This is a genomic window from Sphingomonas sp. MJ1 (PH-R8), assembly GCF_048058635.1.
Classification (GTDB): Bacteria; Pseudomonadota; Alphaproteobacteria; order Sphingomonadales; family Sphingomonadaceae; genus Sphingomonas.
This window is the reverse complement of sequence record NZ_JBBEFX010000004.1, coordinates 107,987-133,241: the sequence shown is the minus strand read 5'-3', so window position 1 is coordinate 133,241 and position 25,255 is coordinate 107,987. Positions and strand designations below refer to the sequence as shown.

The following is a 25,255-nucleotide window of genomic DNA, read 5'->3' as shown; positions in this document are numbered from 1 at the left end:
CGCCTCCTTCCAGACTTTGGTAGGGGGCCGACGAGACGGAATGCCGCATCCGCGCGATGCGGTCGCGCGCCGCCGAGGCGGCGGGCGCATCGAAGAGAGGATGCACGGTGACGGCGATTTCCAAAGCAGGCTGGGCGGCGCTTGCGCTGTTGGCGGCGGCCGCGCTCGGCGTGGTCGCCTTTTCCCGCGGTGAGACGGTCAACGCGCTGTGGATCGTCGTCGCTGCGGTCGCGATCTACCTGATCGCCTATCGCTTCTACGCGCTCTACATCGCCCGCCATGTGATGCGGCTCGATCCCGCGCGCGCGACGCCTGCGGTCCGGCGCGCGGACGGGCTCGACTATGTCGCCACCGATCGCAACGTGCTGTTCGGCCACCATTTTGCGGCGATCGCCGGGGCGGGGCCGCTGGTGGGTCCAGTGCTCGCGGCGCAGATGGGCTACCTCCCCGGTACCCTGTGGATCCTGGCAGGCGTCGTGCTCGCAGGCGCGGTCCAGGACTTCATGGTGCTGTTCATCTCGATGCGGCGCGACGGCAAGTCGCTGGGCGAGCTGATCCGCATCGAAATGGGCCCCGTTCCCGGCACCATCGCGCTGTTCGGCGCCTTCATGATCATGGTGATCATCCTGGCGGTGCTGGCGCTCATCGTGGTGCGCGCGCTCGCCGACAGCCCCTGGGGCATGTTCACGGTGGCGGCCACGGTGCCGCTCGCGATCCTGATGGGCATCTACACGCGCTGGCTGCGGCCGGGAAAGATCGGCGAGGTCTCGATCCTGGGCTTCGTCGGCCTGATCCTGGCGATCGTCTATGGCGGGCAGGTGGCGGCCTCGCCCACCTTCGGGCCGCTGTTCACCTTTTCCGCGGTTGAGCTGTGCTGGATTCTGATCGGGTATGGCGCGGTTGCCTCCGTGCTGCCGGTGTGGCTGCTGCTGGCGCCGCGCGATTATCTCTCCACCTTCCTCAAGATCGGCGCGATCGCCGCGCTGGCGATCGGCATCGCGATCATGGCGCCGCCGCTGCGCATGCCTGCGGTGACCCAGTTCATCGACGGCAGCGGCCCGGTCTGGTCCGGCGCGCTGTTCCCGTTCCTGTTCATCACCATCGCCTGCGGCGCGGTCTCCGGCTTCCACGCGCTGATCGCGAGCGGCACCACGCCCAAGCTGATCGCCAGCGAAGGCGACGCGCCCTTCATCGGCTATGGCGCGATGCTGATGGAGAGCTTCGTCGCCATCATGGCGCTGGTCGGTGCCTCGATCCTCGATCCCGGCGTCTACTTTGCCATGAACAGCCCGGCGGCGGTGCTGGGCACCGACGTCCATTCCGCGGCCACGGCCGTCACGGTGATGGGCTTCCCGGTCACGGCCGAGACGCTCGCCCAGACCGCCAGTGACGTCGGCGAGACCACGATCGTCTCGCGCTCGGGCGGCGCCCCCACGCTGGCGGTCGCGATGGCGCACATCTTCAGCCATGTCGTCGGCGGCAAGGCGATGATGGCCTTCTGGTATCATTTCGCCATTCTGTTCGAAGCGCTGTTCATCCTGACCGCGGTGGATGCGGGCACGCGCGCGGGCCGCTTCATGCTCCAGGACCTGATCGGCCTCGTCGTGCCCCGCTTTCGGGAGGCGTCGGCGATCGTGCCGGGCGTGGTCGCGACCGCGCTGTGCGTCGCCGCCTGGGGCTTCTTCCTCTACCAGGGCGTCACCGATCCGCTCGGGGGCGTGAACACGCTGTGGCCGCTGTTCGGCATCTCCAACCAGATGCTGGCGGCCGTGGCGCTGGTGCTGGCGACGGTCGTGCTGTTCCGCATGAAGCAGCAGCGCTTCGCCTGGGTGACGATGGTGCCGGCCGCCTGGCTGCTGGTCTGCACGGGCAGCGCGGGCTTGTTGAAGCTCTTCTCGGCCGATCCGAAGGTCGGGTTCCTGGCGCACGCGGCGCGGTACGGGGACGCGCTCACCAGCGGCCAGGTGCTGGCGCCTGCCAAGGACCTCGCCGAAATGCGCCGCATCGTGTTCAACGATCGCATCGATGCAGGGCTGTGCGCGATCTTCCTCGCGGTGGTATTCTCGATCGTCTTCTACGGCATCCGCACCTGCCTCCAGGCGCGGCGGATCCCCCGGCCGAGTGTGACGGAGATCCCGCCGACGCTGGCGCGGGTGGAGGCGGCGGAATGAGCCGGCTCGCCGCCCTTGCGGCACGCGTGCGGGAAACGGCCCACCTGATGGTCGGCATGCCCTCCTATGCTGCCTATCGCCTGCACATGGAGCAGCATCACCCCGAGAGGCCCACCATGAGCGAGGCGGAGTTCTTCCGCGACCGGCAGCAGGCCCGCTATGGCGGCAAGAACGGCGGTCGCTGCTGCTGACCCGCGCGTTCGGTCCTTCGTGCGCCCGGGGGCCGTCAAACGGCTTGAGCCGGCCAGCCAAGCGTGTAGGGCCGCACGCCCATGTCGCACGCACGCCCCACCGCCCTCGGCCTAGATTTCGGCACCACCAACTCCGTCGCGGCGGTAGCACGAGGCGGTGCGGCCGACCTCGTCCTGCTGGACGCACCCGACGGCCCGGATGCGGTGTTCCGATCCGCGCTCTGCTTCTGGCAGGACGACGCGGTGCCCGGCGGCGTCGCATCCGAGGCTGGCCCTTGGGCAATCGCCGAGTATCTCGAATATCCGGAGGGCAGCCGTTTCCTCCAGTCGTTCAAGTCGGTCGCGGCGAGCAGCGCCTTTGAACAGGCGACCGTCTTCGATCGGCGCTACCGCTTCGAGGACCTGGGCCGTCTGTTCCTCGACAAGCTCGCCGCATGGGCCGGCGGCGCGCTTGGCGGCATCGGCCGGGTCATCGTGGGAAGGCCGGTGGAATATGCTGGCCATAGGCCCGACGAAGCCCTGGCGCGCACCCGCTATGACGCGATGTTCGCCGCGCTGGGGGCGGAGATCCACTATGTCTACGAACCCGTCGGCGCGGCGTTCAGCTACGCGGCGCGCATCGAGGATCCGGCCACCATCCTGGTGGCCGATTTCGGCGGCGGCACCAGCGACTTCTCCGTCGTCCGCATCGCGGCACCGGGCGCCGAGCGTCGGTGCGAGCCGCTCGGACATGCCGGTGTCGGCATCGCCGGCGATCGCTTCGACTACCGCATCCTCGACCATCTCGTCCTGCCGCTCTTGGGCAAGGGCAGCAGCTATCGCTCGTTCGACAAGGTGCTGGAGATCCCGCGCGGCTATTTCACCGACTTCGCCGATTGGTCGCGGCTCGCGCTGATGCGCAACCGCCGCACCCTGGCCGAACTCGACAAGCTGCGCCGCAGCGCGCTCGATCCGGACGCGGTCGGGCGCATGATGGCGGTGATCGAGGAGGAGCAGGGCTTCCGCCTCTACGACGCCGTCGGCCGGGTGAAGCGCGACCTCTCTGCAGCGGAGAGTGCCAGCTTCCGGTTCGCCGGCGGCGGGCTGTCGATCGAGGCGGAGGTCACGCGCGCGCAGTTCGAGGCGTGGATCGCGCCCGACGTCGCTCGCATCGAGGCGGCCGTCGACGCGGCCCTGGCAGCGGCCGCCGTGCCACCGACCGCGATCGACCGCGTGTTCCTGACCGGCGGCACCTCGCTCACGCCCCGCATCCGGCGGCTCTTCACCGAGCGGTTCGGCGAGGAGAAGATCGCCAGTGGCGGCGAACTGACCTCCATCGCGCACGGCCTGGCATTGATCGGCGAGCAGGAGGATGTCGCTGCCTGGGCAGTCTGAGGCGTCATCGCTGTAGAAGATGCGGGCAGAGTAGTTATGCTCCCCCCCGGGGGCGGTCGTGACGGGTGCTGCGGTCCGCGTCGGGGGAATGGGCGATGGATCGAGGGACCGGCACTTCGCGACCGCTGGAGACGGCCGAGCGGCACCAGCCGAGCTTCTCGCTCGGCAATCGGCTGTCGCGGGTGGGGTGGGGGATCTGCTGGCTGATCCTTGCCCGATGGACGCCGCCGCCGCTCCATCGGTGGCGTTGCATGTTGTTGCGCCTCTGGGGCGCGGAGATCGGCCGCGGCGCACGCATCTATGGCTCGGTCCGGATCTGGCACCCCGCGAACCTCGAGGTCGGCGACGGCTCGGTGCTCGGCCCGCGGGTTCGCTGCTACAACCAAGGGCGCATCACCATCGGGCGGTCGGTGGTCATCTCGCAGGACGCGAGCCTCTGCGCCAGCACGCATGACGTGGTCGATCCCGTGTTCCCGGTCCGCCTGCGGCCGATCCGGATCGAGGATCACGCCTGGGTCGCAGCGGAAGCCTTCGTCGGGCCGGGCGTTCGGGTGGGGACGGGGGCCGTGCTCGGCGCGCGGGGCGTGGCGATGCGCGATCTCGCGCCATGGACCTTCTTCTCCGGCAACCCGGCCCAACCGCTGAAGCCTCGACCGCAGCTTCCATAATAACCAGAACGGTACGTTTCTTCTTTCCTACACGAGTGATTCCGGATCACACCTGCCGCGGATTTTCACCCTCGGGAGGCTCCGCATGTCTTCTTCCATCCCCATCGACGTACCCGCGCCATTCGTCCCGGCCGTCGGACTATCGTTCGGCCAGCCGGGAGCCGACGCCGTGTTCGTGGACGCCGCCAATCCGATGCCCGTGCGGCTGGCGCGCGGCCGGGCTGCCGCATCGCCGTTGGCGGGGACCGCGTCCACGTCCGGCCGGGTCGGGCCGTTCGTGCCGGAACTCGATCGCCCGATCCACCTCACCCTGTCCGGCAACTGGTCCGGCAGGGTGCGCGTGCTGCGGTCCGTCGACGGCGGTGCCACGCTCGATCCGCTGACGCTTGCCGGCGAGTCGTGGGGCCTGTTCACGACCAACGCCAATGAGCCGGTCGCGGAGGAGAGCGTCGCCGGCACGAGCTATTATCTCGAGCTTTCGTTGCTCAGCGGCGCGGTCACCTATCGGGTGGCGCAATGAGCGCGGACCTGCTGGCGCGCGGGATCGGCGCGCGCGCGCATGCCGTCGCCCGGCGCAGCGCGCGTGAAACCGCGATGCAGGCGGCTGCGGCCATCCCCCTCGGTACGCTCCCCTGCTTCACCGTGGCGGCAAGCCCGCCGCTCATCACCGCGACGGACGCTGCCGCAAGCACCATCTCCGCCGCCGTCCGGGTGACGGCGACCAACGCCTGCTTCCGCGTGACCGGCACGCCGATCATGCCAGTGGCGGCCGATCCCTCCACCTATGGCGCCTCGGACGGAGCAGGAGGCACCGGCTTCACACGCCCGATCCAGTGGGAGTGGATGAGCGACGCTGCGCAAGTCGAACTGCTCGTGTTGAAGCACAATGCGCTGTTCGATCTCTTCATCGACGGGCAGCTGGTCCAGGATGGCGCGTTCGCCACGCCCGCGACGGGGGATCGGCGGCTGGTGAAGCTCGACTGGAATGCCACCGGCGATCCCCGCCGCCCGCGGCACTATCGGCTTGCTGGGATCAACCTGCTGTTCGGTGGCCTCTATCTCGACCCTGCCGGCAGCGCCTGGTTCTCTGGCGACTCGGCGCGACGGGGGTTCATCGCCATCCTCGGTGACAGCTATAGCCAGGGCACCGGCGCGCCATCGGTGGCGCGAACCTGGGCGGCGGCCGCCGCCGCTCAGCTCCAGATGGATGTGTGGAGCGATGGCGTGGGCGGCGCCGGGTGGAACAGCGGGGGCGCGAATGTACCGGCCTTGCGGGTAGCGAAGGGCGTGGCCGCCCTCACTCGGGCACCAGATTTGCTGGTGACCGCGATGGGCTACAACGACTTCGCCGCGGATGCGCCCGCTCTGGTCGGCCTGCGCACGCGCTATGATGCGTGCGTTGCTGCGATGCGGTCGGCATGGCCGGCTGCCCGCGTGGTGACGCTCGGGCCCTGGACACCGCTCGGCCCCACGACGGCGCTGGGGCGGGTCAAGGCGGCGCTGATCGAGGCAGCGGCCGCCAACGGAGCGACGTACGTGGATGTCGAGAACTTCGTCGGCGTCGGCAACCGCGGCATCTACACCGCGCCGGACAACGTTCACCCGACCGCAGCCGGCCACCTCTACCTCGGGCGCCGTATCGGGCAGGCGATCGCGGAGGCGCTGGCGTAGTTGGCTAGAGCAGAACGCCCGCCGGCCGGCCCCACGCCGGCCGGCGGGCAGGCGCCGCTTCCGTCGCAGCGCAGCTCTCTACGGCAGGCCGAGCCGGGCGAGCCGCGGTCCGACAGGCGACGATGAAGTAGTAGGTGAGCAGGGAGGACTCGATCGATAGGAAGCTGCCGGAAATCGCGGTGGACAGCAGCAGGTAGAGCAGCGCCGCGGCCGCCTCGCGTCGCCCGGAGAACACAAGCGCCGCAACCCCGACGAACGCGGCGGCCAGTGCAGCGACGCCCAGCACGCCGAAGTAGAGCAGGACTTCGTAGATGCCGTTGGTGATCTTCGCCTCACCGGTGCGCTCGGCATAGCCGGTGGCGTCCGCCACCAGTTCCGCCGCGCCGATCGCGACGCCCGCCGGATTGGCGGCGAGCGTCTCCACCACCGGCGTGAGCGGCGCGACGGTGCGGCGATAGGTGGATGCCTCCGCCTGGACCGCCGCGTCGTTGCGCAGGCGCTGCTCGAACGCGGCACCTTGCACCCCGGCAACCAGCACCGTGAGCGACGCCAGCGCCAGCGCGCCGCGCCGCGAGCGGCCGAGCAGGATCATGCCGATGGCGGCGGCCAGCACCAGCAGGCCGAGCGACTGCGTCAGCAGGAGGGCGGCGAGCAGCACCCCAGCTGCCCGCACCGCGCGCCGGTGCTGGAGGAAGTCGATGAAGGCGAGCGTCCCCAGCACCCGGCCGCACATCGACGGTTCGTAATAGAGGCCGATCGCCCGCACGCCCCAGCCGGGCTCCATCCGGAGATAGCCGTGCACCAAATCGATGCCGAGCAGGGGTGCGACAAGCTCGAACCCCGCCAGGGTTCCGGCCAGTCCTGCCATGAGCCACTGGGCACCCGCTACCAGGAGGATCATCGACGCGAGAGCGAAGGGCGCCGGCAGTTGCAACGGGCGGTTGCTGAGGAATGCCAGGCCTATCAGCACCACGGATGCAGCCCACAGGGCATAGGATTGCAGAAACGCGTCGGCCGTCGGCAGCAGCGGCGTCTCCGCCAGCGACGCGCCCAGGAACAGCAAAAGTGGCCACAGCAGCAGGGCTGCGGCGATGGCCAGGGGCGCCAGCGACAGGCGAACCTCGCGTAGGGAGACCAGCAGCACGACCGCCGCCGCGAGCCCGCCCAGGGTGACGGCGTAGCTCCCGACTTCCCCAACCCGCACATAGAGGCCCAGCACGCTCGCCCCCGCCAGCAGCCGGAGCGGCACGCGTTCCCGCGGATCGGCAGGGTCGAGGCGCAGCATCAGCGTGCCGATCTACGCGGCGCGATGCTGGTGAGCAGCGTGAACACCGCCGAATGGAGCGTACGCCGTCCGACGCTCACCGCCACCTTCCATCGTGGCAGGCGCAGCACTGCGCGCTGGATGGCAGCCGCTTCGCGGATCAACAGCCGCTTGTTGCTGGACATGGCGCCGCGCTCGAACCGGTTCACCCCGATCGTGTCGGCGAAGCTCTCCATTCGCGCGCCCGCCACCGCCATGCGCGTGAGCGCATCATAGTCGCCGCACACCCGATATCGTTGCGTGAAGGGGTGGCGAAGGTGCAGCGTGCGCCGGACGAAGGTCGCCTGGTGCAGCCCGGGCTGGCCGTGCCACAGATACCCCGCTGGCTTGGCCGGTCGGGCAAGGATGCGCCCGCCGAAATCCATCTGCGACCCGAAGAAGGCGATGTCGGGGTCACCCAAGGCTGCCATCGCCGCCGTAGCGCGAGCGAGCGCGTCAGGACCGATCAACCGGTCACCCGCATTGAGGAACAGCACATGCTCGCCGCGGGCAAGCCGCAGCCCCTTGTTCATCGCGTCGTAGATGCCGGCATCCGGCTCCGATACGCCCCGCGCGACGTCCTGATCCAAGAGCGCCTCCACCAGCGGCCGGGTTGCGTCCGTCGACGCGCCATCCACGAGGATCCACTCGAAGTCCCGCAGGCGCTGATCGCTGAGCGAGCTTCGGGTCCGCTCCAGTCCCGCCCGGTCATTGCGCACGATGGTGATGATCGACAGCGGAACGCTCATGCTGCCGCCTGCGTGTCGGCAGGCCGAAGCGCACGTGCGTAGACGCCCAGATAGGCGTCGAGCATCGCGGCTCCCGACCAGATCTGCCGCGCCCGCCGTGCCAGTTCGGCAGGGGAAATACCGGTATAGAGCGCCGCCTGACGGCCGGAGCGGACCAGCGCCAGCGCTTCGTCCGCGGACTGCACGCAGCGGCCACCGACCAGCGCGAGCATCTCGCGGGCCGCGCTGGAGGGATAGGCGAGCACATAGCAGCCCGCGCTCAGCGCCTCGATGATGGTGAGCGGGGCGTTGTCCATGCGGGAGGGAAAGAGCAGCCCGCACGCGCCTCCATAGAGCGTCGCCAGCGCCGCGCGGGAGCGGACCTCGCCATGCTCGACGGCAGCGGTGTCGCGAAACGGGTTGCCGCGGCCGATGAGGCCGATCGTCACGCCGGGCTCCGCCGCCAGCGCACGGACGAGCCCGGGGTCGATCTTGCCCGGCGCGGCGAGATCCGATGCGCAGAACAGGTGTCCGCGCCGGTCCGTCGTCGGAAGGACAGGGCCCAGCCCCGCTTCGAAATCCCGGTCGAGCGCGTTCGGTACGCACACGACCTGCAGCTCTGGAAAGATGCGGGCGTGGTCCTGCGCGAGGTGGCGGGAAGGGCAGACGATCGTCAGGCGGTCGCCGAGCATCCGCAGCGCTTCGTGCCGCGCCCGGCGGACTGCCACGGACCGGTCCAGGAAGCTCGGCAGGTCCTCGAAGCGCCGCTTCCCGCACTCGCCGCAGCGTCGCTCCCACCCGGAACAGTCGCGCACGAAGCCGCAGCGACCGGTCAGCAGCCACCAGTCGTGGGCGGTGATCACCACCGGCTTGCCGCTATCCCGCAGCATCCGCGTGAGACCGGCCCATCGGACGTACCAATGATGTACCGCGTGCAGGTGGATCACGTCCGCTTCGGCGACGGCATCCCGGATCGCCGCGGCTCCGGCTGTCGCGATCTCCCGGCCGCCCAGCAGATGCGCTGCGAAGTTCGCGAGCACGACGGGCCGGGAGCCGATCATCTCGATCTCAGGCTCTGCCAGTACCTGCGGGTCCGGCGCGATCCCCGACCCGTAGCCGTAGAAAAGGCGCGGCTGGTGGCCGGCACCGCGTAGCCGCTGGTGCAGATCATAGGCTACGCGTCCGGCGCCCCCCTGAGTGGCGCGGATGTTGAGGGCCAGGATCCGCAAGGATGGAAAAGCCGTGCCACCGCGCATCAGCCTTGCCTTCCCCGCGGGCCGGAGACTGCGCGCAGCGCGAGTGCCGGCGTCCGCTTCAGCGCCCGCTCGGTCGGGCACCGGAGCAGCGAGCGGAGCATGTAGGGGAGCGCCGCGCGCGTGCGTTCGAAGCGGCTTTCGATCTCCGCGAGCGTCCACAGATGCTCCGCGGCGACATAGCGCTGCTCCGCTTCGCTCGACGCCATCGCTGCCGCGCGACGATGGACCAGCGCATGTCCAGTCTCGACCGCCCGCGCCGAGGTCGTGATGCGGGCGTGCGGCCCCACGTCGAGGAAGGTGAGCGGTTCGGGGACGAAGGCGAAGCGGCCGCGCCGGCTCAGTCGCAACCAGAGCTCCCAATCCTGGCAGCTCGGCAGTTCCGGATCGAAGCCGCCCACCGCGCGAAACGCCTCGGCCTGGACGCAGACGCTCGAGCAACTGCCCACGAAGTTCCAGCCTGCAATTGCCACGCGCAGCGGCCACCGCTTGGGCGGCGCACGCCCGACCGTGCCCCGGCCCGTGCCCGCGCCGGACCGCGTGAGCCGGGCGCGGTTATAGGACAGCACGGTGCCCGGAGGAGAGGCGAGGGCGGCGCAGTGGCTCGCCAGCCGGTGCGGCAGCCACCAATCGTCGGAGTCGAGAAAGGCGAGCAGGTCCCCCGACGCCTGCCGCGCCGCGAGATTGCGCGCGGCCGCCCCTCCGGCGCTCCGCTCCTGGCGCAGCAGTCGTGCGGCCGGCGTAGCCCCGACGAGCGCGGCGATCCGCGCTGCTTCCTCGGCGCAGGAGCCATCGTCCACGACCAGGATCTCCTGCGGGGGATCGGTCTGGGCCGTCACGCTGGCAAGCGCGCGGGCGAGCTTGTCGGCGCGATCGCGGGTAGGAATGATGACGGAGATGCGCGTGCCGCTCATACTGCGCGCGCTCCGATGGAGGGGAAGGGTCGGGGCAGGTGAATGTGCGCACCGTGGCGCGCGACCGTGGCGACCAGCACCGCAATGCCCAGCGCCTGCCCCAGCAGCGATGCGTGGAGGACTGCCGCAAGAGGAGCACTGCCGGCCCGAGTGAGGATCGCTGCGCCGAGTGCGGTGACGCAGAGCGCGACGCCGCCGCTCAGGCACCGCTGCCACAGCCAGTCCCCGCCAAGCGCTGCGATCGAGCAGTGGCTGTAGGCAGCGACACAGGCGGTGACCGCGGCGAGCGGGACCAACTGGGGCCTTAGTGATAGCGCCAGTTGCACCAGCGTTAGCTCGCCGATCTGCGGCAGCATTGCCGCGACGGGCGCAAGCAGGAGCAATCCCGCAGCGTTGAGCGCGAAGACCAGCACTCCGGACGCGAGTGCCGGACGCAAGTCGAACGTCCGCCGGCTCCCGCTGTCATAGTAGCGTTTGAGCCGGGTGGTGACGGTTACCGACAGGAGGGCGACCTCCAGCCCCAGGATGCGCTGATACAGCGCCACCTGGGGTGTCGCCGTGCCGTTCCCCAGGCTCGCCACGATCAGGATGGGCGCGTTGAAGGTTGCGGTCGCGACGAACGTCTCGATGCCGACCAGGCTTGATCGACGGAGTAGGATAGCCAGGCCTGCCGCCACCCGGTGGACCCGTGCGCGCGCCAGCATCGCCGCCCCCTTCGCCCAGCTCGCCCCTGTCCGGGCAGCCGCGATCGACAGCAGGAACCCCAAGAAGGTGGCGAGCAGGTACAGCAGCAGCGCACCGTCGACGTCCAACCGCACGGCCCCCGCAAGCGACAGCGCCACGCCTACGCAGAAGAACAGCGCCGGCGCTGTTTCGACGAGGATCGCGGCGGCGACGCGCTCCTGCAGCAGCAACAGGTGACGGTTGAGGTAGGCCAGCTGGAACAGGAGGTTCGCCGCGAAGCCCAGCAGGAGCGCTGCCGTCGACACCTCTGCTCGCCAGCCGTGCACCAGTAGCAACGGCAGCAGCAATGCCGTCGTGGCAAGCCGGAAGCCAAGGCTCCAGCACACCAGCACTCGTGTCGCTCGGCCGCGATGGGCCAGCCGGAACAGGTAGCGGCCGATCCCGAAGTCGGCGGCTTGTGCCGTGATGCTGGCGATCGACAGCACGAGCGAGTAGCTGCCGAAGCCCTGAACCCCCAGGGCCTGGGTGATCAGCACCAGCGTCGCCGCCTGCGCGGCAAGGCCCAGCCCCTTGATCGCGAAGCTGGCAACAGCCCCGGCCGCCCGCCCGCTCATGCGGCAACCGCCTCCACCTGCGCGACGAAGCCGTCCAGGATCGCCCGGCGGCTCCAGCGTGCCTCGGCCCGCCTGCGAGCCGCGACGCCCATGGCCTCCGATCTGAGACCATCGTCGATCAGCGTGGCGATCGCCTCGGCCATGGCGGCGGGGTCGCCCGGCGGCGTCACCAGCCCGCACCCCTCCACCTCGCACGCGAGGCCCGATCCGGCGGCTGCGGTGGCCACGACAGGGCGCCCGCTCGCGAGCATGTTCGCAAGCTTCGACGGCAGCACCAGGTCAGCCGCTCCCGCGCTTTGCGGCAGCAGGTGCACGCTCGCCAGGCCCAGCAGCGCACCCATTCGCTCGGCGGGTTGGAGGGGATGAAACTGGACGTTGGTGAGGGCCGCGGCCCGTGCTTCCAGCCGAGCCCGGTTCGGCCCCTCGCCGCAGATTACGAAGACGATGTCCTCGCGATGGGCGAGCCGGTGCGCCGCCTCGACCAGGATCTCGATGCCCTGCTTGTTGGCGATGTTGCCGGAATAGAGCGCGACATGCCGGTTGCCCAAACCCCATTCGCTGCGGTATCCGGATGGCACGCCCAATGGCGTGATCGTATCCAGCTCCGCCCAGTTGCGGAACTCGACCACCCGTTCGGCCGGAACGCCCTTCTGCTCCAGACGGCGGCACATCTGCGGCGAGATGCTGCTGGCGATATGGGCGGATTTCAGCGCCATCGCCTCGAAGGCGTGTGCCAGTCGCGCAAGCGGCCCCGCGCCCTCCAGCAGGCCCGTCGCGAATGCTGCCTCCACTTCGAAATCCTGGACGTGGATCCACAGCGGCGCGCCCGCGATCCGCGCCGCCAGCTTGGCGACGGGAACGGACAAAAGGCAGGGCGCTACCGTCAGTACCAGCTGCGGTCGAAAGCGGGCTGCCGCTGCCAGCATCGGGGGCAGGGCCGCGAGCGCAAAGCTCAGGTGATGCGCCACCCGGCGGGCGCCTGATGGTTGCCTGGGCACATACAAGGGGCAGCGCCAGATCGTCGTCCTGCCACGCGTTTCGCGACTGTAGAGCGTGCCCGAACATCCCGGGGCGTGGGCCCAGCCGGGATAATAGGGCTTGGCGGTGACCAGCTGCACCTCGTGCCCCGCCGCTGCCAGGGCCGCAACTGCCCCTGCCGTATAGGGCCCGATTCCAACGGGTTCCGGCGCATGGTTGATGCCCAGGATCAGGATGCGCATGGCTGTGCCTGCTGCTGATGGTGGGCGTACACCTGGGCGACGCCGTCGCGTAGCCCGATCCGGGGCTGCCAACCGGTGGCCCGTAGGCGGCGGCTGTCGAGCAACTTGCGCGGTGTGCCGTCGGGCCTCGTCCGGTCGCAGCGGATGTTGCCTGCGAATCCCACGACCTCCGCCACCAGGCGGGCGAGGTCGAGGATAGAGATATCCTCGCCAGACCCGATGTTTACGTGGCACTCTTGCGAGTAGATGTGCATCAGGTGCACGCACGCATCGGCAAGATCGTCCACGTGCAGGAACTCGCGGCGGGGTGTGCCGCTGCCCCAGAGCTCCAGCGTGTCGGCACCGGCCAGCTTCGCGGCATGTGCCTTCCGGATCAGGGCGGGAAGGACGTGGCTCGTCTCCAGGTCGAAATTGTCGCCCGGGCCATAGAGGTTGGTGGGCATGACCGAGATGAAGTCGCAGCCGTGCTGGCGACGATAGGCCTGGCAGAGCTTGATGCCCGCGATCTTGGCGACCGCGTACCATTGGTTGGTCGGCTCCAGCGGCCCGGTGAGCAGCGCTTCCTCCGGGATCGGCTGGTCGGCGAACTTCGGGTAGATACAACTGGACCCCAGCAGCATCAGCTTGCCGACGCCGGTGCGGTGCGCCGCCTCCACCACGTTCGCCTCGATCAGCAGGTTGTCGTAGAGGAAGTCCGCCGGTGCGCTATCGTTGGCCAGGATGCCGCCGACCTTGGCCGCCGCAAGGAAGATGGCATCCGGACGACGGGCCGCCATCCACTGCTCCACGGCGTCCTGCCGCCTGAGGTCGAGCTCGGCACGCCCGGCGGTGATAATCGTGCAGGCTTCGCGCCCGAGCCGCCGGACCAGCGCGGAGCCGACCATGCCGCGATGCCCAGCGACCCACACGCGCTTGCCGGCGAGCGGGAAGCCTTCATTCGGCACTGCAACGCTGCTCCCGTGCGACGGCGACGAGGTCCTCGCGCACCATTTCGGCGCACAGGGCATCCCACTTGGTGCCGTGCTCCCAGCCCAGGCGCTCCCGTGCCTTGCTCGGGTCGCCGATCAGCAGATCCACTTCGGTCGGCCGGAAGTAGCGCGGGTCGACCTCCACCAACGTCCGGCCGGTACGCGCGCAGACGCCGGTCTCGGCCACGCCCGAGCCGCGCCATTCGAGCGGGAGCTCGACGAGTTCGAACGCCTTGGCGACGAAGTCGCGCACCAGCGTCGTTTCGCCGGTCGCCAGCACATAATCGTCGGCCCAATCCTGCTGCAGCATCATCCACATTCCGCGGACATATTCGCGGGCATGGCCCCAATCGCGGCGCGCATCGAGGTTGCCGAGGTAGAGCTTGTCCTGAAGCCCCAGCTTGATGGCAGCGGCCGCGCGCGTGATCTTGCGGGTGACGAAGGTCTCGCCGCGCAACGGGCTCTCATGGTTGAAGAGAATGCCGTTGGAGGCATGCACGCCATAGGCCTCGCGGTAGTTCACGACCATCCAGTAGGCGTAGAGCTTGGCGGCGGCATACGGGCTGCGCGGGTAGAAGGGTGTGGTCTCGCGCTGCGGTACTTCCTGCACCAGCCCGTAAAGCTCCGAGGTGGACGCCTGATAGAAGCGCGTCCTGTCCCCCAGCTTGAGCAGCCGGATCGCCTCCAGCAGCCGGAGCGTGCCGACTGCATCGGCATTGGCGGTATATTCCGGCGTCTCGAAGCTTACCGCGACATGGCTCTGCGCGGCGAGGTTGTAGATCTCGTCCGGCTGCGTCTCCTGCACCACCCGGATCAGGTTGGTGCTGTCGGTCATGTCGCCATAGTGGAGGATGAAGCGGGGCTCCTCGACATGCGGATCCTGGTAGAGATGCTCGATCCGCGACGTGTTGAAGGAGGAGGATCGCCGCTTGATCCCGTGCACGGTGTAGCCTTTGGACAGCAGCAGCTCGGACAGATAGGCGCCGTCCTGGCCGGTGATGCCGGTGATCAATGCGGTCTTGCCGGTGCTCACGGTTCGTTCTCCCCCTGAAAGATCGTCAGCGTCTGGTTGTCTGCTCCACGTCTCTTGTCCGTGCGTTCGGGCCGGTCGACGCGCAGGTCGCGCGCCACAGGTGAGATGCGGCCTGCCAGGCGCCGCGGTCGAACAGGGTCCGTACCGTCGCCGCGACGGCTTTGCAGTCGACGGGCATGCCGCCGGCGCGGGCCCGCTGCAGCACTGCGATCCGCCGGGCGAGTGGTGTGCCGGAGAGGGCGCCGGTGCTCGCGACAAATGCTTCCCGCCAGTTCGATGCAGCCAGGAGGTGCGTCGCCAGTGCCGAACGGCCAGCGGGCGAGGCTTCCAACTGCAAGAGCGCCGCATGGATGGCCGCGCTGCGCTGCCCGGTACGCAGCAGCGCGTCGAGCCGCTCGGCCGCAAGCGCGTAGTCCTGCGCTTCCAGGCCGACACCCAGCCAATAGAGCTGCGCGGCCGGATTGCGCCATCCGAGCCGCGCGCTGACCGCAAAGGCATCGTGCGCAGCTAGCGGATCGCCCGACTTCAGGTCCACCGCACCCAGCAAGGCGCTCGCGCCAGCGTTCATCGGGCTGGCGGCGACCGCGGCTGCCGCGCGAGCGCGCGCCGCCATCGGATCGGCCGAGACGAACGCCTCCCGCGCCGCCCGGATTGAGGCACCGGACGCGAGACGTGCTGGCAGCAGGCCGAGCGGCACGCCCATACGGTCGGCGGCACTGGCGAGGCACGCAAGCGCTAGCGGCACGGGGCCTACGATCGTCAGGATCGCACGCGCGCTCATTCGGCCGCCTGCCGGAGCGTGTCGGGCTCGCCATAGTTGTAGTAGCCGCTGCGGTAGTAGCGTTGGCCGGCGCCAGCCTTCCGCAGGTCGAACTTGGTGAGCACCACGCCCAGTATGGCGGCGCGTTCGGCGCGCAGCCGGCGCAGCGCCGCCTTGGTGGCGCCCCTGCCGCGACGCCCTGCCTCGACCACGAACACCGTCGCCTCCGCCTGCGCGGCGAGCGTCGGCGCATCCGCGAGGCCGAGCACCGGCGGCGCATCGAGCACGATCGCCTCGAACCGCTCCACCAGCGTAGCCATCATCTCCGCCATGCTCGCGCTGCCAAGGAGCTCCGCAGGGTTCGGCGCCGCCGGACCCGCCGTCAGGACAGCGAAACCGAGCGCCTGCGCGTGCTGCAACGCGCTTTCCAGCCGTGCCTCGCGGGCGAGCACGTCGCTCACTCCGCAGCCGTTCGGAAGGTCGAGCATCCGGTGGAGCGACGGCCGGCGAAGATCGAGGTCGACCAGCACGACCCGCTTGCCGAGGCGCGCGAGGCCGGCGGCGATCGCATAGCTCGAGGTCGACTTGCCTTCGCCCGGCTGGCTGCTCGTCACCAGGAGCGTACGCGGTAGCCCGTGCGGGCTGGCATGCAGCAGCGCGCTGCGCAGCGCATTATACGCCTCGCCGGCGGGGGACCGTGGCCGCGCCGCCTCGGCCGCGATGTCCTGGACCAGCGGAATGGCTCCCAGCAGGGGGAGGCCCAGCTTGCCCTCGACCTCATCAGGTGCCCGCACCGCGTCGTCGAACTGCTCGCGCACCAGCACCGCCGCGCCTGCCAGGATCAGGCCGAGTGCCAGCGCGGCGACCAGGTTGAGCGCCAGTTTCGGTGAAGAGGGGGCAAGCGGCGGCTCGGCCACATCGACGATCGACAGGTTGTTCGCGTTGATCCCCGCTGCGGCGCTCAGCTCCTTGTAGCGCTGGAGCAGCCCGTCATAGAGGGTGCGATTGGTGTCCGCCTCCCGTGCCAGGATGGCGTAGCGCACGCTGCGGTCCTGCTCGGCAAGCGTAGCTCCCTTCAGCGCGTCCACCTGCTCCGCCAGCGCGCGTTCGCGGCCCAGCGCATCGCGATACTGGTCGTGGATCGAGCTGCGGATGGCCGTCGCAAGGGTGGAGACCTGCCGGTCCAGCTCCGCCTGCTGGGCCTCCAGCTGGCGCACGCCGGGATGCCCGCTCAGGTGGCGTGCGCGTTCACGCTGCAGCTCGGCGGCGCCGGCTGCGCGCTGCTCCAGCAGTCGTTCGACGGCCTGATTGCCGAGTACCTCCGGTATGTTGAGGACGGGCACCTGCGCGATCGAGCGCCACTTCTGTTCGGCTTCGATGCGGGCGGCGCGGGCGTCATTGGCGGCGGCGTTCAGCTGTACGAGGCTGGCCGCGGTGACCGAGCCCGGCATGCCGGAGGGCGATCCTTCATCGGCGTCCGCGGTTCGGATGAGCCGGGCCGCTCGCGCATAACGGGTCAGGGCGCGCTCCGATTCCTCCAGCCGCAGCTTTGCGGCCGCCAGCTGGCGCGACAGGAATTCGCGCGCATATGCGGAGCTGTCGAACTTCCGCTGAAGGTTCGCCTCGATGAACTCGCCAGCGTAGGCGTTGGCGACGCGTGCGGCGATCTCCGCGTCGGTGCTCTCGAACGCGAGCCTGGCGACGCGGGAGTTGCGCGGCAGTTCGACGGCGAGATGCTCCTGGAGCAGCCGCAGGGTCGCTTCCCGGCTGCGGGCGGTTCCGGCTGCGGTCGGCGCCTCCTGCGGCAGCGGTGCCTCCATCGCACGAAAGAAGGCGGCATCACCGAACAGCTTCAGCCGCTCCGCCACCCGGATCGCGAGCGCCCGGCTCCGCAACACGTCCGCCTGGGTCTGAAGAAAGCGCTCCGCATCGGCATAGCCGGCCTGCGGCTGCACCTCGGTGCCTTCCAGCACGCGATCGGCTTCCTGGTCGATCTGGATGCTGGCGGTTGCGACATATCTGGGGCTGATCAACAGCGTCACGATCAGGCCGCCAAGCAGTGCCGTTGCCAGCGTCGCGGCGATGAGCAGGCGATTGCGGCCGAGCATCGCGAGCAGCGCCGTCAGGTCGAAGCGGAGGGTCGCGTCGGGCGCCGGTTCCGCGGCTCGGGGCAGGGGAGCGACGGGTACGGAGGCGAGGGACAAGGCCGGCGCTCCTAGAAGGTGCGGAACGCGCTGACGAGCGGCGCGGTGGTGAGGAAGTCGCGGAAGGCGCCTTTCACGGCGTCGAAGCCCACGACCACCACGTCGCCGCCGAGCAGCTCCGGATCGGGTGCCCGGCCGTTGCGGATCGCGGCTACGTCGAACACGGCGCCCGCGCGCCGGCCATCGATCGTACGGAACACCACCACTTCCTGCAGCCGTGCGACTCGCGTCGGACTTCGGGCGCGGGCCAGCGCCTCCAGCAGGGTCGGCGCACCCGTGATGTCGTAGACGCCGGGCATGGTGACGTTGCCCTCCACCGTCACCTGCTGCGAGACGGAGGCGGTGACCGTGACGGTGACCTGCGGGTCGACCAGATACTCGGTGCCGAGCCGCTCGGCGATCTCGCGGGAGAGCTGATGCGCCGTCTTGCCGCGGGCCTGCACGGTTCCGACCAGGGGCATCAGCAGGTTGCCGGACGCGTCGACCTGCACGTCGCGCTGCGACAGCTCCGGCTCCTGGAAAACGGTGATGGCGAGCACGTCGAGCGGGCCGATGCGGTATGCGGCGCGGGTGGTGCCGGACGCAGGCGGCGGGATCACTGCATAGGCAGCGGGCCCGTGCGGAAGCCCCGCGCGCGGCGACTGGCAGGCGGGAAGCAGCCCTGCGGCGAGCAGGACGATCGGACGCAGGCGCATCATGCGACCCCTCCGGATCGCGGCGGATGGGCGAGCATGCCGGCTGCGATTGCGGCGACGCAGGCGAGCGTCATCGCCCGCATTGGGTAATCGACGAAGGCGTGCAGCGCGAAGATGCCGAGTGTGGCGAGCGCAAACAGCAGCTGGGCACGGCGCTCTCGCTCAATGCCGGCGCGCAGCAGCGGCGCGGCGCGCCGAAGGATCGCGGCGACGGCCGCGAGCAGCAGCAGCGGGGCGGCGGCTCCGGCTTCCAGGGTGAACTCCAGATAATCGTTGTGCGCGCGATTGGCGGGGGAGGAGTCCACTGTCTCCAGCCGCTCGGCCGCGGCAAAGACCGGGACGAAACTGCCGAATCCAGAGCCGGCGGGCCAGCTCCGCGCGATCGCATGCAGCGTGTCGATTCGGAGATCGGCGCGATTGTCGGGCGCCAGCGCGAACCGTTGCCAGCTATGGCGCAGTGCCGGGCTGCCGCTGGCGAGCGCCAGCGCCGCGCCGCCGATCCCCAGTGTCGCAGCCGCCCAGCCGAACGCCCGCCGCCGGTCGAAGCGCCAGGGCCGCAGCGTCAGGGGCGCGAGCATCACCGGCACGAGAACCAGCATCATCCCGGCGCGCGAGCGGGTCAGCGCCACCGAGAGCAGCAGGAACAGCGCCAGCATCGACCAGGCGAGGCGCGCAGAGAGAGTGCGCAGCAGTTCCGGACGCGAGAAGGCCAATGCGAGCATCGCGACCAGCCCGGCGAGCAACAAGTCGGCAGCGGCGTTGCGATTGGCGAACAAGCCGCTGGCGTACGTGAAGCCGCGGCTGCCGTAGAAGCGGAGCCCTCCCGCACTTCCCCTCGCCACCTGCACCACGCCGACGATGGCCGAGAGCGTGGCGGCTGCGATCACCACCGCGAGCAGCCTGGTCCGCTCGGCAAGCGGAGCATGGATCACGAACGTGAGCACCACCAGCGGCGGGATCAGGGACAGCGCCGAGGCGAGGGTGCGGTCCGGGGTCATCGACAGCGGCATCCACTGCCCGGCCGCTCCGACGAGTTGGAGCGCGGCAAGCTCCGTCTCGCGTCCCGGAAGTCCCTGCCAGAGCTGGGGCGGCAGGGGCACGAGCTGCAGGAGCGCAACGCCCGGCAATGCCGCGGCGAGGATGATCGGCAGCCGATCGACACGGACTGGGGCCTCTGCGGGGAGGAGCGACCAGAGGATCGCAGCACCGATCGCGGCGAGCTCCACCGCCAATTCCGTACGGGGTGCCGGCGATCCGCCGCCCCCGATCAGCAGCCCGACCGTCACCAGTCCCAGGCACAATGCCGCCCGGACGTCCGGCAGGCCCGTCCTCCCGGCACGATCCGCGCGTGCCGCCGCATTCCACGTTGTTGCCGAGATCATGGACGCAACTCGCGCAAGCACGGTTCCGCTCCGGCCGGAGCGACCGCGACAGGAAGGGAGCGGGCGCCGGCGGTTGCCGGCGCGCCATGCGATGTGCGGATCGCGCCGGTTCGCGGCGCGATGCCGGCGATCAGCCTTCGCTGTCGGGTTGGCCCGAAGCCGCCATGGCGACGGTCACCGCGACTGCCGTGCCGATGCCCAGACCGAGGAAGAGCGGTAGCCCGATCAGGCGGTTGGCTTCGGCCATCCGCGCGACTGTGCGCCGGGGTGCCACCGATCGTTGCGCAGCCGCACGCATCCGTGGAAGCGAATCCTCAGACCTCTGGGCGGCCGCTGCGCTTGCGACGCTTCCGAGCGCCACCGCGATCAATATGGCTGCTTTCAGCACTCCCCCGCTTTTCGACATCCGATCCCCCGATTCTTTGTCTATAGTTAACACTATCGTAATCGGATCAGTTGGCAACATGTACCAACAAGAAAAACTGCCAGTAGAGCATTGATGGACTGCCCCAAGCCGGGTCAGCATACAGGAGGTTTGGTTTCCTCTTCTTTCCCGTCGTTGCATCCGGCCAAGTAAATCGGAGTTGTGGGTCGAAGACCCGGGACGCGCGAAAGAACCACATCCGGTGCCGCGGATTGCGCGTGGGTAGATGACGCGGCGCTCGGACGGCGCTATCGGCGCTTTCCATGAAACACGCGCTCCCCGTCACCCGTGAGGCCGACTTTGCGGCCTGGTACCAGTCCGTCATCACCGAGGCCGACCTCGCCGAGGAATCCGGCGTCCGCGGCTGCATGGTCATCCGGCCCTGGGGTTACGGTATTTGGGAACGCATCCAGCGGCTGCTCGACGACCAGATCAAGGCGACGGGGCACGAGAACTGCTACTTCCCGCTGTTCATCCCGCTGAGCTACTTCGAGAAGGAAGCCGAGCACGTCGAGGGCTTCGCCAAGGAGATGGCGGTCGTTACTCACCACCGGCTGGTGGCGGACGGCAAGGGCGGGCTGGTGCCGGACCCGGAGGCGAAGCTGGAAGAGCCGCTGGTGGTTCGCCCGACCTCGGAGACGGTGATCGGCACCGCCTTTTCGCGCTGGGTGCAGTCGTGGCGCGACCTGCCGGTGCTCATCAACCAATGGGCGAACGTCGTGCGCTGGGAAATGCGCACCCGCATGTTCCTGCGCACCAGCGAGTTCCTGTGGCAGGAGGGCCATACCGCCCACGCAACCGCCGACGAGGCGCGCGAGGAGACGCTCAAGATCCTGGAGCTCTACCGCCGCTTTTCCGAGGATTGCCTGGCCGTCCATGTGATCGCGGGCGAGAAGCCGGAGAACGAGCGCTTCCCGGGCGCGGTCGCCACCTACAGCATCGAGGCGATGATGCAGGACGGCAAGGCGCTGCAGGCCGGCACCTCGCACTTCCTGGGCACCAACTTCGCCAAGGCGCAGAACATCCGCTTCCAGAACGCGAGCGGCGAGTTGGAGCTGGCGAACACCACCAGCTGGGGCGTGTCGACCCGCATGATCGGCGGCGTCATCATGGTGCACGGCGACGACGACGGGCTGCGCGTGCCGCCCAAGATCGCGCCGTGGCAGGTGGTGATCGTGCCGATGCTGCGCGACAAGCCCGAGGACGAGGAGGTCGTCGCCTATTGCCGCGACCTGCAGGCGGCTCTTGCCGGCCAGAGCGCGCTGGGCGAGCCCGTGCGCGCGCTGCTCGACCTGAAGCCCGCCAAGGCCGCGAACAAGCGCTGGGGCTGGGTCAAGAAGGGCGCGCCGATCATCGTCGAGGTCGGCCCGCGCGATGCGGCGGGCGGCAACGTCTCGGTGCTGCGCCGCGACCGGCTGTACCGCGAGGACGGCAAGCTCGACAGCGCGATCCTGCCGCGCGACGGCTTCGTCGGCGACGTCGGCGCAACGCTGGAGGCGATCCAGACCGCCCTGCACGACCAGTCGATCGAGAAGCTGCGCGCCCGCATCACGCCGGTGGACGGCTGGGCCGGCGTCGAAGCGCATTTTGCGGAAGGCGTCGTGAACCCCGGCTGGGTGGACGTGCGCTGGGTGCGCCCGACCGGCGCCGAGCTCGATCAGGTGGTCGAGCGGCTGAAGGCGCTGAAGCTCACCATCCGCAACGCGCCCACGGCGCAGACCGGCCATGACGAAGGCCCTTGCGTCTTCACGGGGCGTCCGTCGGTCGAGCGGATCCTGATCGGCCGCGCCTATTGAGCGATCAAAGGTGAGGGGGACTTCCCCTCACCAAAGCCGTGTTCCCGCCTGCGCGGGAGCACGACAGGGTAGCGGCCACACGGAGCGGGAGCCTCCCGCTCCATGCCCTCAACGGTGGTCGTCCGAGGTGTGGCCGGTGTCGCGGCGGCGCCACAGGAACAGGAAGGCCGCCGCGACGACCAGAACGATGAACACGACGATCATTTGATTGGTGGGCATCTACGCACCTCTTCTGAAGCCCCCGCTTCGCGAGCAGGCTAGGTGCCCAGGAGTTAACGGGCGGTAAGTTCAGCGACGGTCACGCAGTCCATTGGCCTTGCGGCCCCGGACGCCTATCTTTGCCCCACATGGCAAAGAAACAAATCGCCCCCGGCCTTCCGACGCGCGAGCAGATCCTCGACTTCATCACCACGTCGGACACGCCGGCCGGCAAGCGCGAGATCGCGCGCGCCTTCGGCCTTTCGGCCCAGCAGAAGATCACGCTCAAGGCGCTTTTGAAGGACATGGCCGACGAGGGGCTGATCGACAGCGCCCCCGGTCGTGCCTTCCACAAGATGGGGGGCCTTCCGAAGGTCACGGTGCTGCGCGTGGCCGATGTCGACGACGGCGGCAGCGTCTGGGCCGTGCCCGAGCGCTGGGAAGCGGAGACGCCCCCGCCGCGGCTGCGCATCCGGGAGAAGGGCAAGCGCTCGGCGCTCGGCGTCGGCGACCGCGTGCTCGCACGCACCGAGGAGGCGGGCTCCGGCTGGATCGCGCATCCGATGAAGACGCTCGCGCGCGGCGAGGAACTGATGCTGGGTGTCCTTCACGAAGAGGGCGGCAAGCTGTGGCTCCAGGGCGTGGAAAAGAAAGAGCGCCGCGACTTCATGGTCTCGGATGCCGGGGGCGCAAGTCCGGGCGACCTGGTTCTCGCTGAGAAGGCGGGGCGTCCACCGCGGATCACCGCGCGCGTGACCCAGCGGCTGGGCGATCCGTTCGAGGCACGCAGCTTTTCGTTGATCGCGATCCACAAGCACTCGATTCCCGACGTGTTCGGCGCCGAGGTGATCGAGGAGGCGGAGCGCATCGCCCAGGCGCCGCTGGGCGACGACCGTGAGGACCTGCGCGACCTGCCGATCGTCGCCATCGACCCCGCCGACGCGCGCGACCATGACGACGCCGTCTGGGCCGCGCCCGATGACGATCCGTCGAACCCGGACGGCTGGAAGGCGATCGTCGCGATTGCCGACGTGAGTTTCTACGTGCGCCCGGGCGGCGCGCTCGACCGCGAGGCGCGCAAGCGCGGTAACAGCGTCTATTTCCCTGATCGCGTCGTGCCGATGCTGCCGGAGACGCTGTCGGCCGACGTCTGTTCGTTGAAGGAGGGCGTGGATCGCGCCGCGCTCGCCTGCCACCTGCAGGTCGCAAAGGACGGCAAGCTCAAGGGCTGGCGCTTCACCCGGGCGGTGATCCGCGTCGCGGCAAATATCGCCTACGAGGACGCGCAGGCGGCGATCGACGGCACCGGTGACAAGGTGGCGCCGGAGCTGGTCGACACCGCGCTTCGCCCGCTCTGGGACTGCTGGCGCGCGCTCTACAAGGCGCGCGAAGCCCGCGAACCGCTCGACCTCGACCTGCCCGAGCGGCGGATCGTGCTCGACGAGAAGGGACGCATCCTCTCGGTCGCGCCGCGCGAGCGGCTCGACGCGCACAAGCTGATCGAGGACTACATGATCGCGGCCAACGTCGCCGCCGCCAAGGCGCTGGAGGCGAAGAAGGCGCCGGTCATGTACCGCATCCACGAGCCGCCGAGCCGCGAGAAGCTGGTCGCGCTCAAGGACTATCTCGAGACCTTCGACATCCCCTTCGCGCTGGGGCAGGTGGTGAAACCTGCCACCTTCAACCGCATCCTCGACAAGGTGGGGGAGGCGGCGTTCCGCCCGCAGGTGATGGAGCAGGTGCTGCGCTCGCAGACCCAGGCTTATTACGGGCCGGCGAACCACGGCCACTTCGGCCTGTCGCTTGGCAGCTATGCCCACTTCACCTCGCCGATCCGCCGTTATGCCGACCTGGTGGTGCATCGTGGTCTGGTCGCGGCGTACAAGCTGGGGCCGGGCGGCGTCGCCGAGGACATGGCGACGATGGAGCGCACCGGCGAAGTTATCAGCGCGCTCGAACGCCGCGCGATGGAGGCAGAGCGCGAGACGGTGGATCGCTACGTCGCGGCCTATCTGTCCGAGCATGTCGGCAGCGTCATGGAGGCGCGCATCACCGGCGTGCAGAGCTTCGGCTTCTTCGCGACGGTGGACGGCATCGGCGGCGACGGGCTGGTCCCCGCCCGCGACCTCGGCCGCGAGTATTTCCGCTACGACGAGAAGGGCCAGCGGCTGGTCGGCGACCACAGCGGTGAGGAATTCACCCTCGGCCAGCGCCTGCCGCTCCGCCTGGTGGAGGCGAACCCGGTGTCCGGCGCGCTGCGCTTCGAGCTGGTCGACGGCAAGGGATCGGCGGGCGGAGCGCCTGACGGCGGCGGTCGCGGCGATCGAGAGCCGGGCCGCCGACCGCCGAGGGTGCTGAAGCGCCGCGGACGCCCGGGCAACATCCGCCACCAGGGACGCAAGCGCTAGCCTCTTGCCCGCGACCCCGCTTCCCGCCACACCCGGTGGCGGGGACATGGGGAATAATGATGAAGCGGATGCTGGTAGCGGTGGCCGTACTGATGGCGTCGACGGCCGCCGCCGAGGAGCCTGCGCGCGCGCCCGACGCCGTGCGACAGCTGGAGGGCTGCTGGCAGGGCAGGGGCGAGGTGATGGGCAAGCCGGTGACCATCGCCGTCGAGGCTCGGCCGGTGGCGCTCGGCGCGATCCTGGCTCTCGATGCGAGCAGCGTCGCGATCGCCGATCCTTCGGACCGCTATGCCGCGCATCTGGTGTTCGGCGGCGGCAAAGGGGCTGGCGAGGTGATCGGTTTCTGGTCCGACAGCTTCGGCGGCAGCATGACGGCGACCGGCACGGGCTCAGTCCAGCCCGCCGGCTTCGACATCAGCTACCCCTATCCCGACGCGGAATTCGTCAACCGCTGGCGCCCGGCCGGCGAGCAACTCGGATGGACCATCATCGCGCGCGACGCGAAGAGCGGCGAGCAGCCGTTTGCGAGCTACGCGCTACGCCGCGTCCGCTGCGCGCCCGCCAAGCCCCCGCAATAGGTCGCTAGCCGTACGGCC

General features: G+C 69.6%; 22 protein-coding genes. 9 read left to right on the top strand and 13 right to left on the bottom strand.

From position 1 onward, the window contains the following. The first annotated feature begins 116 nt into the window (after positions 1-116). The 6 genes from VPH46_RS05155 (at position 117) to VPH46_RS05130 (ending at position 6,075) form a co-directional block, all read left to right on the top strand. The gene (locus VPH46_RS05155) at positions 117-2,171 is read left to right on the top strand and encodes a carbon starvation CstA family protein (RefSeq protein ID WP_416609646.1); all 2,055 of its coding nucleotides are present in this window, start codon (positions 117-119) and stop codon (positions 2,169-2,171) included. Beyond that, entirely contained in the window at positions 2,168-2,362 is a 195-nt protein-coding gene (locus VPH46_RS05150) for a YbdD/YjiX family protein (protein ID WP_132882743.1), read from the top strand. Before VPH46_RS05155 ends, VPH46_RS05150 begins: the two co-directional genes overlap by 4 nt. Before the next feature lie 81 nt (positions 2,363-2,443). Further along, the gene (locus VPH46_RS05145; RefSeq protein ID WP_416609475.1) at positions 2,444-3,736 is read left to right on the top strand and encodes an Hsp70 family protein; all 1,293 of its coding nucleotides are present in this window, start codon (positions 2,444-2,446) and stop codon (positions 3,734-3,736) included. A gap of 95 nt (positions 3,737-3,831) precedes the next feature. Further along, positions 3,832-4,404 carry a putative colanic acid biosynthesis acetyltransferase gene (locus VPH46_RS05140; RefSeq protein ID WP_132882747.1) on the top strand — a complete coding sequence of 191 codons (573 nt, stop codon included), beginning with the start codon at positions 3,832-3,834 and terminating at the stop codon, positions 4,402-4,404. A gap of 85 nt (positions 4,405-4,489) precedes the next feature. Then, on the top strand, positions 4,490-4,924 hold the full coding sequence (locus VPH46_RS05135; protein WP_132882749.1) for a hypothetical protein: 435 nt from the start codon (positions 4,490-4,492) through the stop codon (positions 4,922-4,924). Further along, positions 4,921-6,075: an SGNH/GDSL hydrolase family protein gene (locus VPH46_RS05130; RefSeq protein WP_416609472.1), complete on the top strand. Its 1,155-nt coding sequence runs from the start codon at positions 4,921-4,923 to the stop codon at positions 6,073-6,075. Before VPH46_RS05135 ends, VPH46_RS05130 begins: the two co-directional genes overlap by 4 nt. A gap of 4 nt (positions 6,076-6,079) precedes the next feature. On the opposite strand, the gene VPH46_RS05125 is transcribed toward VPH46_RS05130, so the two are convergent. From VPH46_RS05125 to VPH46_RS05065, 13 genes are all read right to left on the bottom strand, one after another. Next, complete coding sequence (locus VPH46_RS05125) at positions 6,080-7,360, bottom strand: hypothetical protein (protein ID WP_416609470.1); 1,281 nt, start codon at positions 7,358-7,360, stop codon at positions 6,080-6,082. Further along, positions 7,360-8,127, bottom strand: coding sequence for a glycosyltransferase (locus VPH46_RS05120; protein ID WP_416609468.1), 768 nt, complete (start codon positions 8,125-8,127; stop codon positions 7,360-7,362). The genes VPH46_RS05125 and VPH46_RS05120 overlap by 1 nt, the downstream gene beginning before the upstream one ends. Next, complete coding sequence (locus VPH46_RS05115) at positions 8,124-9,335, bottom strand: glycosyltransferase (RefSeq protein WP_416609466.1); 1,212 nt, start codon at positions 9,333-9,335, stop codon at positions 8,124-8,126. The genes VPH46_RS05120 and VPH46_RS05115 overlap by 4 nt, the downstream gene beginning before the upstream one ends. A gap of 26 nt (positions 9,336-9,361) precedes the next feature. Beyond that, positions 9,362-10,273 (bottom strand): glycosyltransferase family 2 protein, encoded by a 912-nt coding sequence (locus VPH46_RS05110; RefSeq protein ID WP_416609464.1) that lies wholly within the window; start codon positions 10,271-10,273, stop codon positions 9,362-9,364. Further along, the gene (locus VPH46_RS05105; RefSeq protein WP_416609462.1) at positions 10,270-11,571 is read right to left on the bottom strand and encodes a hypothetical protein; all 1,302 of its coding nucleotides are present in this window, start codon (positions 11,569-11,571) and stop codon (positions 10,270-10,272) included. The genes VPH46_RS05110 and VPH46_RS05105 overlap by 4 nt, the downstream gene beginning before the upstream one ends. Continuing rightward, positions 11,568-12,791, bottom strand: a complete 1,224-nt coding sequence (locus tag VPH46_RS05100; protein ID WP_416609460.1) for a WcaI family glycosyltransferase — start codon at positions 12,789-12,791, stop codon at positions 11,568-11,570. The genes VPH46_RS05105 and VPH46_RS05100 overlap by 4 nt, the downstream gene beginning before the upstream one ends. Then, on the bottom strand, positions 12,779-13,735 hold the full coding sequence (fcl, locus tag VPH46_RS05095; protein ID WP_416609458.1) for a GDP-L-fucose synthase: 957 nt from the start codon (positions 13,733-13,735) through the stop codon (positions 12,779-12,781). Before fcl ends, VPH46_RS05100 begins: the two co-directional genes overlap by 13 nt. Then, positions 13,725-14,792 carry a GDP-mannose 4,6-dehydratase gene (gene gmd / locus VPH46_RS05090; RefSeq protein WP_416609456.1) on the bottom strand — a complete coding sequence of 356 codons (1,068 nt, stop codon included), beginning with the start codon at positions 14,790-14,792 and terminating at the stop codon, positions 13,725-13,727. Before gmd ends, fcl begins: the two co-directional genes overlap by 11 nt. Positions 14,793-14,817: 25 nt before the next feature. Further along, complete coding sequence (locus VPH46_RS05085) at positions 14,818-15,495, bottom strand: hypothetical protein (RefSeq protein ID WP_416609454.1); 678 nt, start codon at positions 15,493-15,495, stop codon at positions 14,818-14,820. A 74-nt stretch (positions 15,496-15,569) separates the two neighbouring features. After that, complete coding sequence (locus tag VPH46_RS05080) at positions 15,570-17,756, bottom strand: GumC family protein (protein ID WP_416609452.1); 2,187 nt, start codon at positions 17,754-17,756, stop codon at positions 15,570-15,572. Between the two features lie 11 nt (positions 17,757-17,767). Further along, complete coding sequence (locus tag VPH46_RS05075) at positions 17,768-18,454, bottom strand: polysaccharide biosynthesis/export family protein (RefSeq protein ID WP_132882762.1); 687 nt, start codon at positions 18,452-18,454, stop codon at positions 17,768-17,770. Beyond that, positions 18,451-19,833 (bottom strand): O-antigen ligase family protein, encoded by a 1,383-nt coding sequence (locus VPH46_RS05070; protein WP_132882763.1) that lies wholly within the window; start codon positions 19,831-19,833, stop codon positions 18,451-18,453. The genes VPH46_RS05075 and VPH46_RS05070 overlap by 4 nt, the downstream gene beginning before the upstream one ends. Before the next feature lie 130 nt (positions 19,834-19,963). Beyond that, the gene (locus VPH46_RS05065) at positions 19,964-20,107 is read right to left on the bottom strand and encodes a hypothetical protein (RefSeq protein ID WP_416609449.1); all 144 of its coding nucleotides are present in this window, start codon (positions 20,105-20,107) and stop codon (positions 19,964-19,966) included. Between the two features lie 413 nt (positions 20,108-20,520). Between VPH46_RS05065 and proS the strand changes: the two genes are divergently transcribed. From proS to VPH46_RS05050, 3 genes are all read left to right on the top strand, one after another. Further along, the gene (gene proS, locus VPH46_RS05060; RefSeq protein WP_416609447.1) at positions 20,521-22,053 is read left to right on the top strand and encodes a proline--tRNA ligase; all 1,533 of its coding nucleotides are present in this window, start codon (positions 20,521-20,523) and stop codon (positions 22,051-22,053) included. 347 nt (positions 22,054-22,400) lie between these two features. Next, entirely contained in the window at positions 22,401-24,659 is a 2,259-nt protein-coding gene (rnr, locus tag VPH46_RS05055) for a ribonuclease R (protein ID WP_416609445.1), read from the top strand. Between the two features lie 56 nt (positions 24,660-24,715). Further along, positions 24,716-25,237 carry a hypothetical protein gene (locus VPH46_RS05050; protein WP_416609443.1) on the top strand — a complete coding sequence of 174 codons (522 nt, stop codon included), beginning with the start codon at positions 24,716-24,718 and terminating at the stop codon, positions 25,235-25,237. Positions 25,238-25,255: the final 18 nt, after the last annotated feature.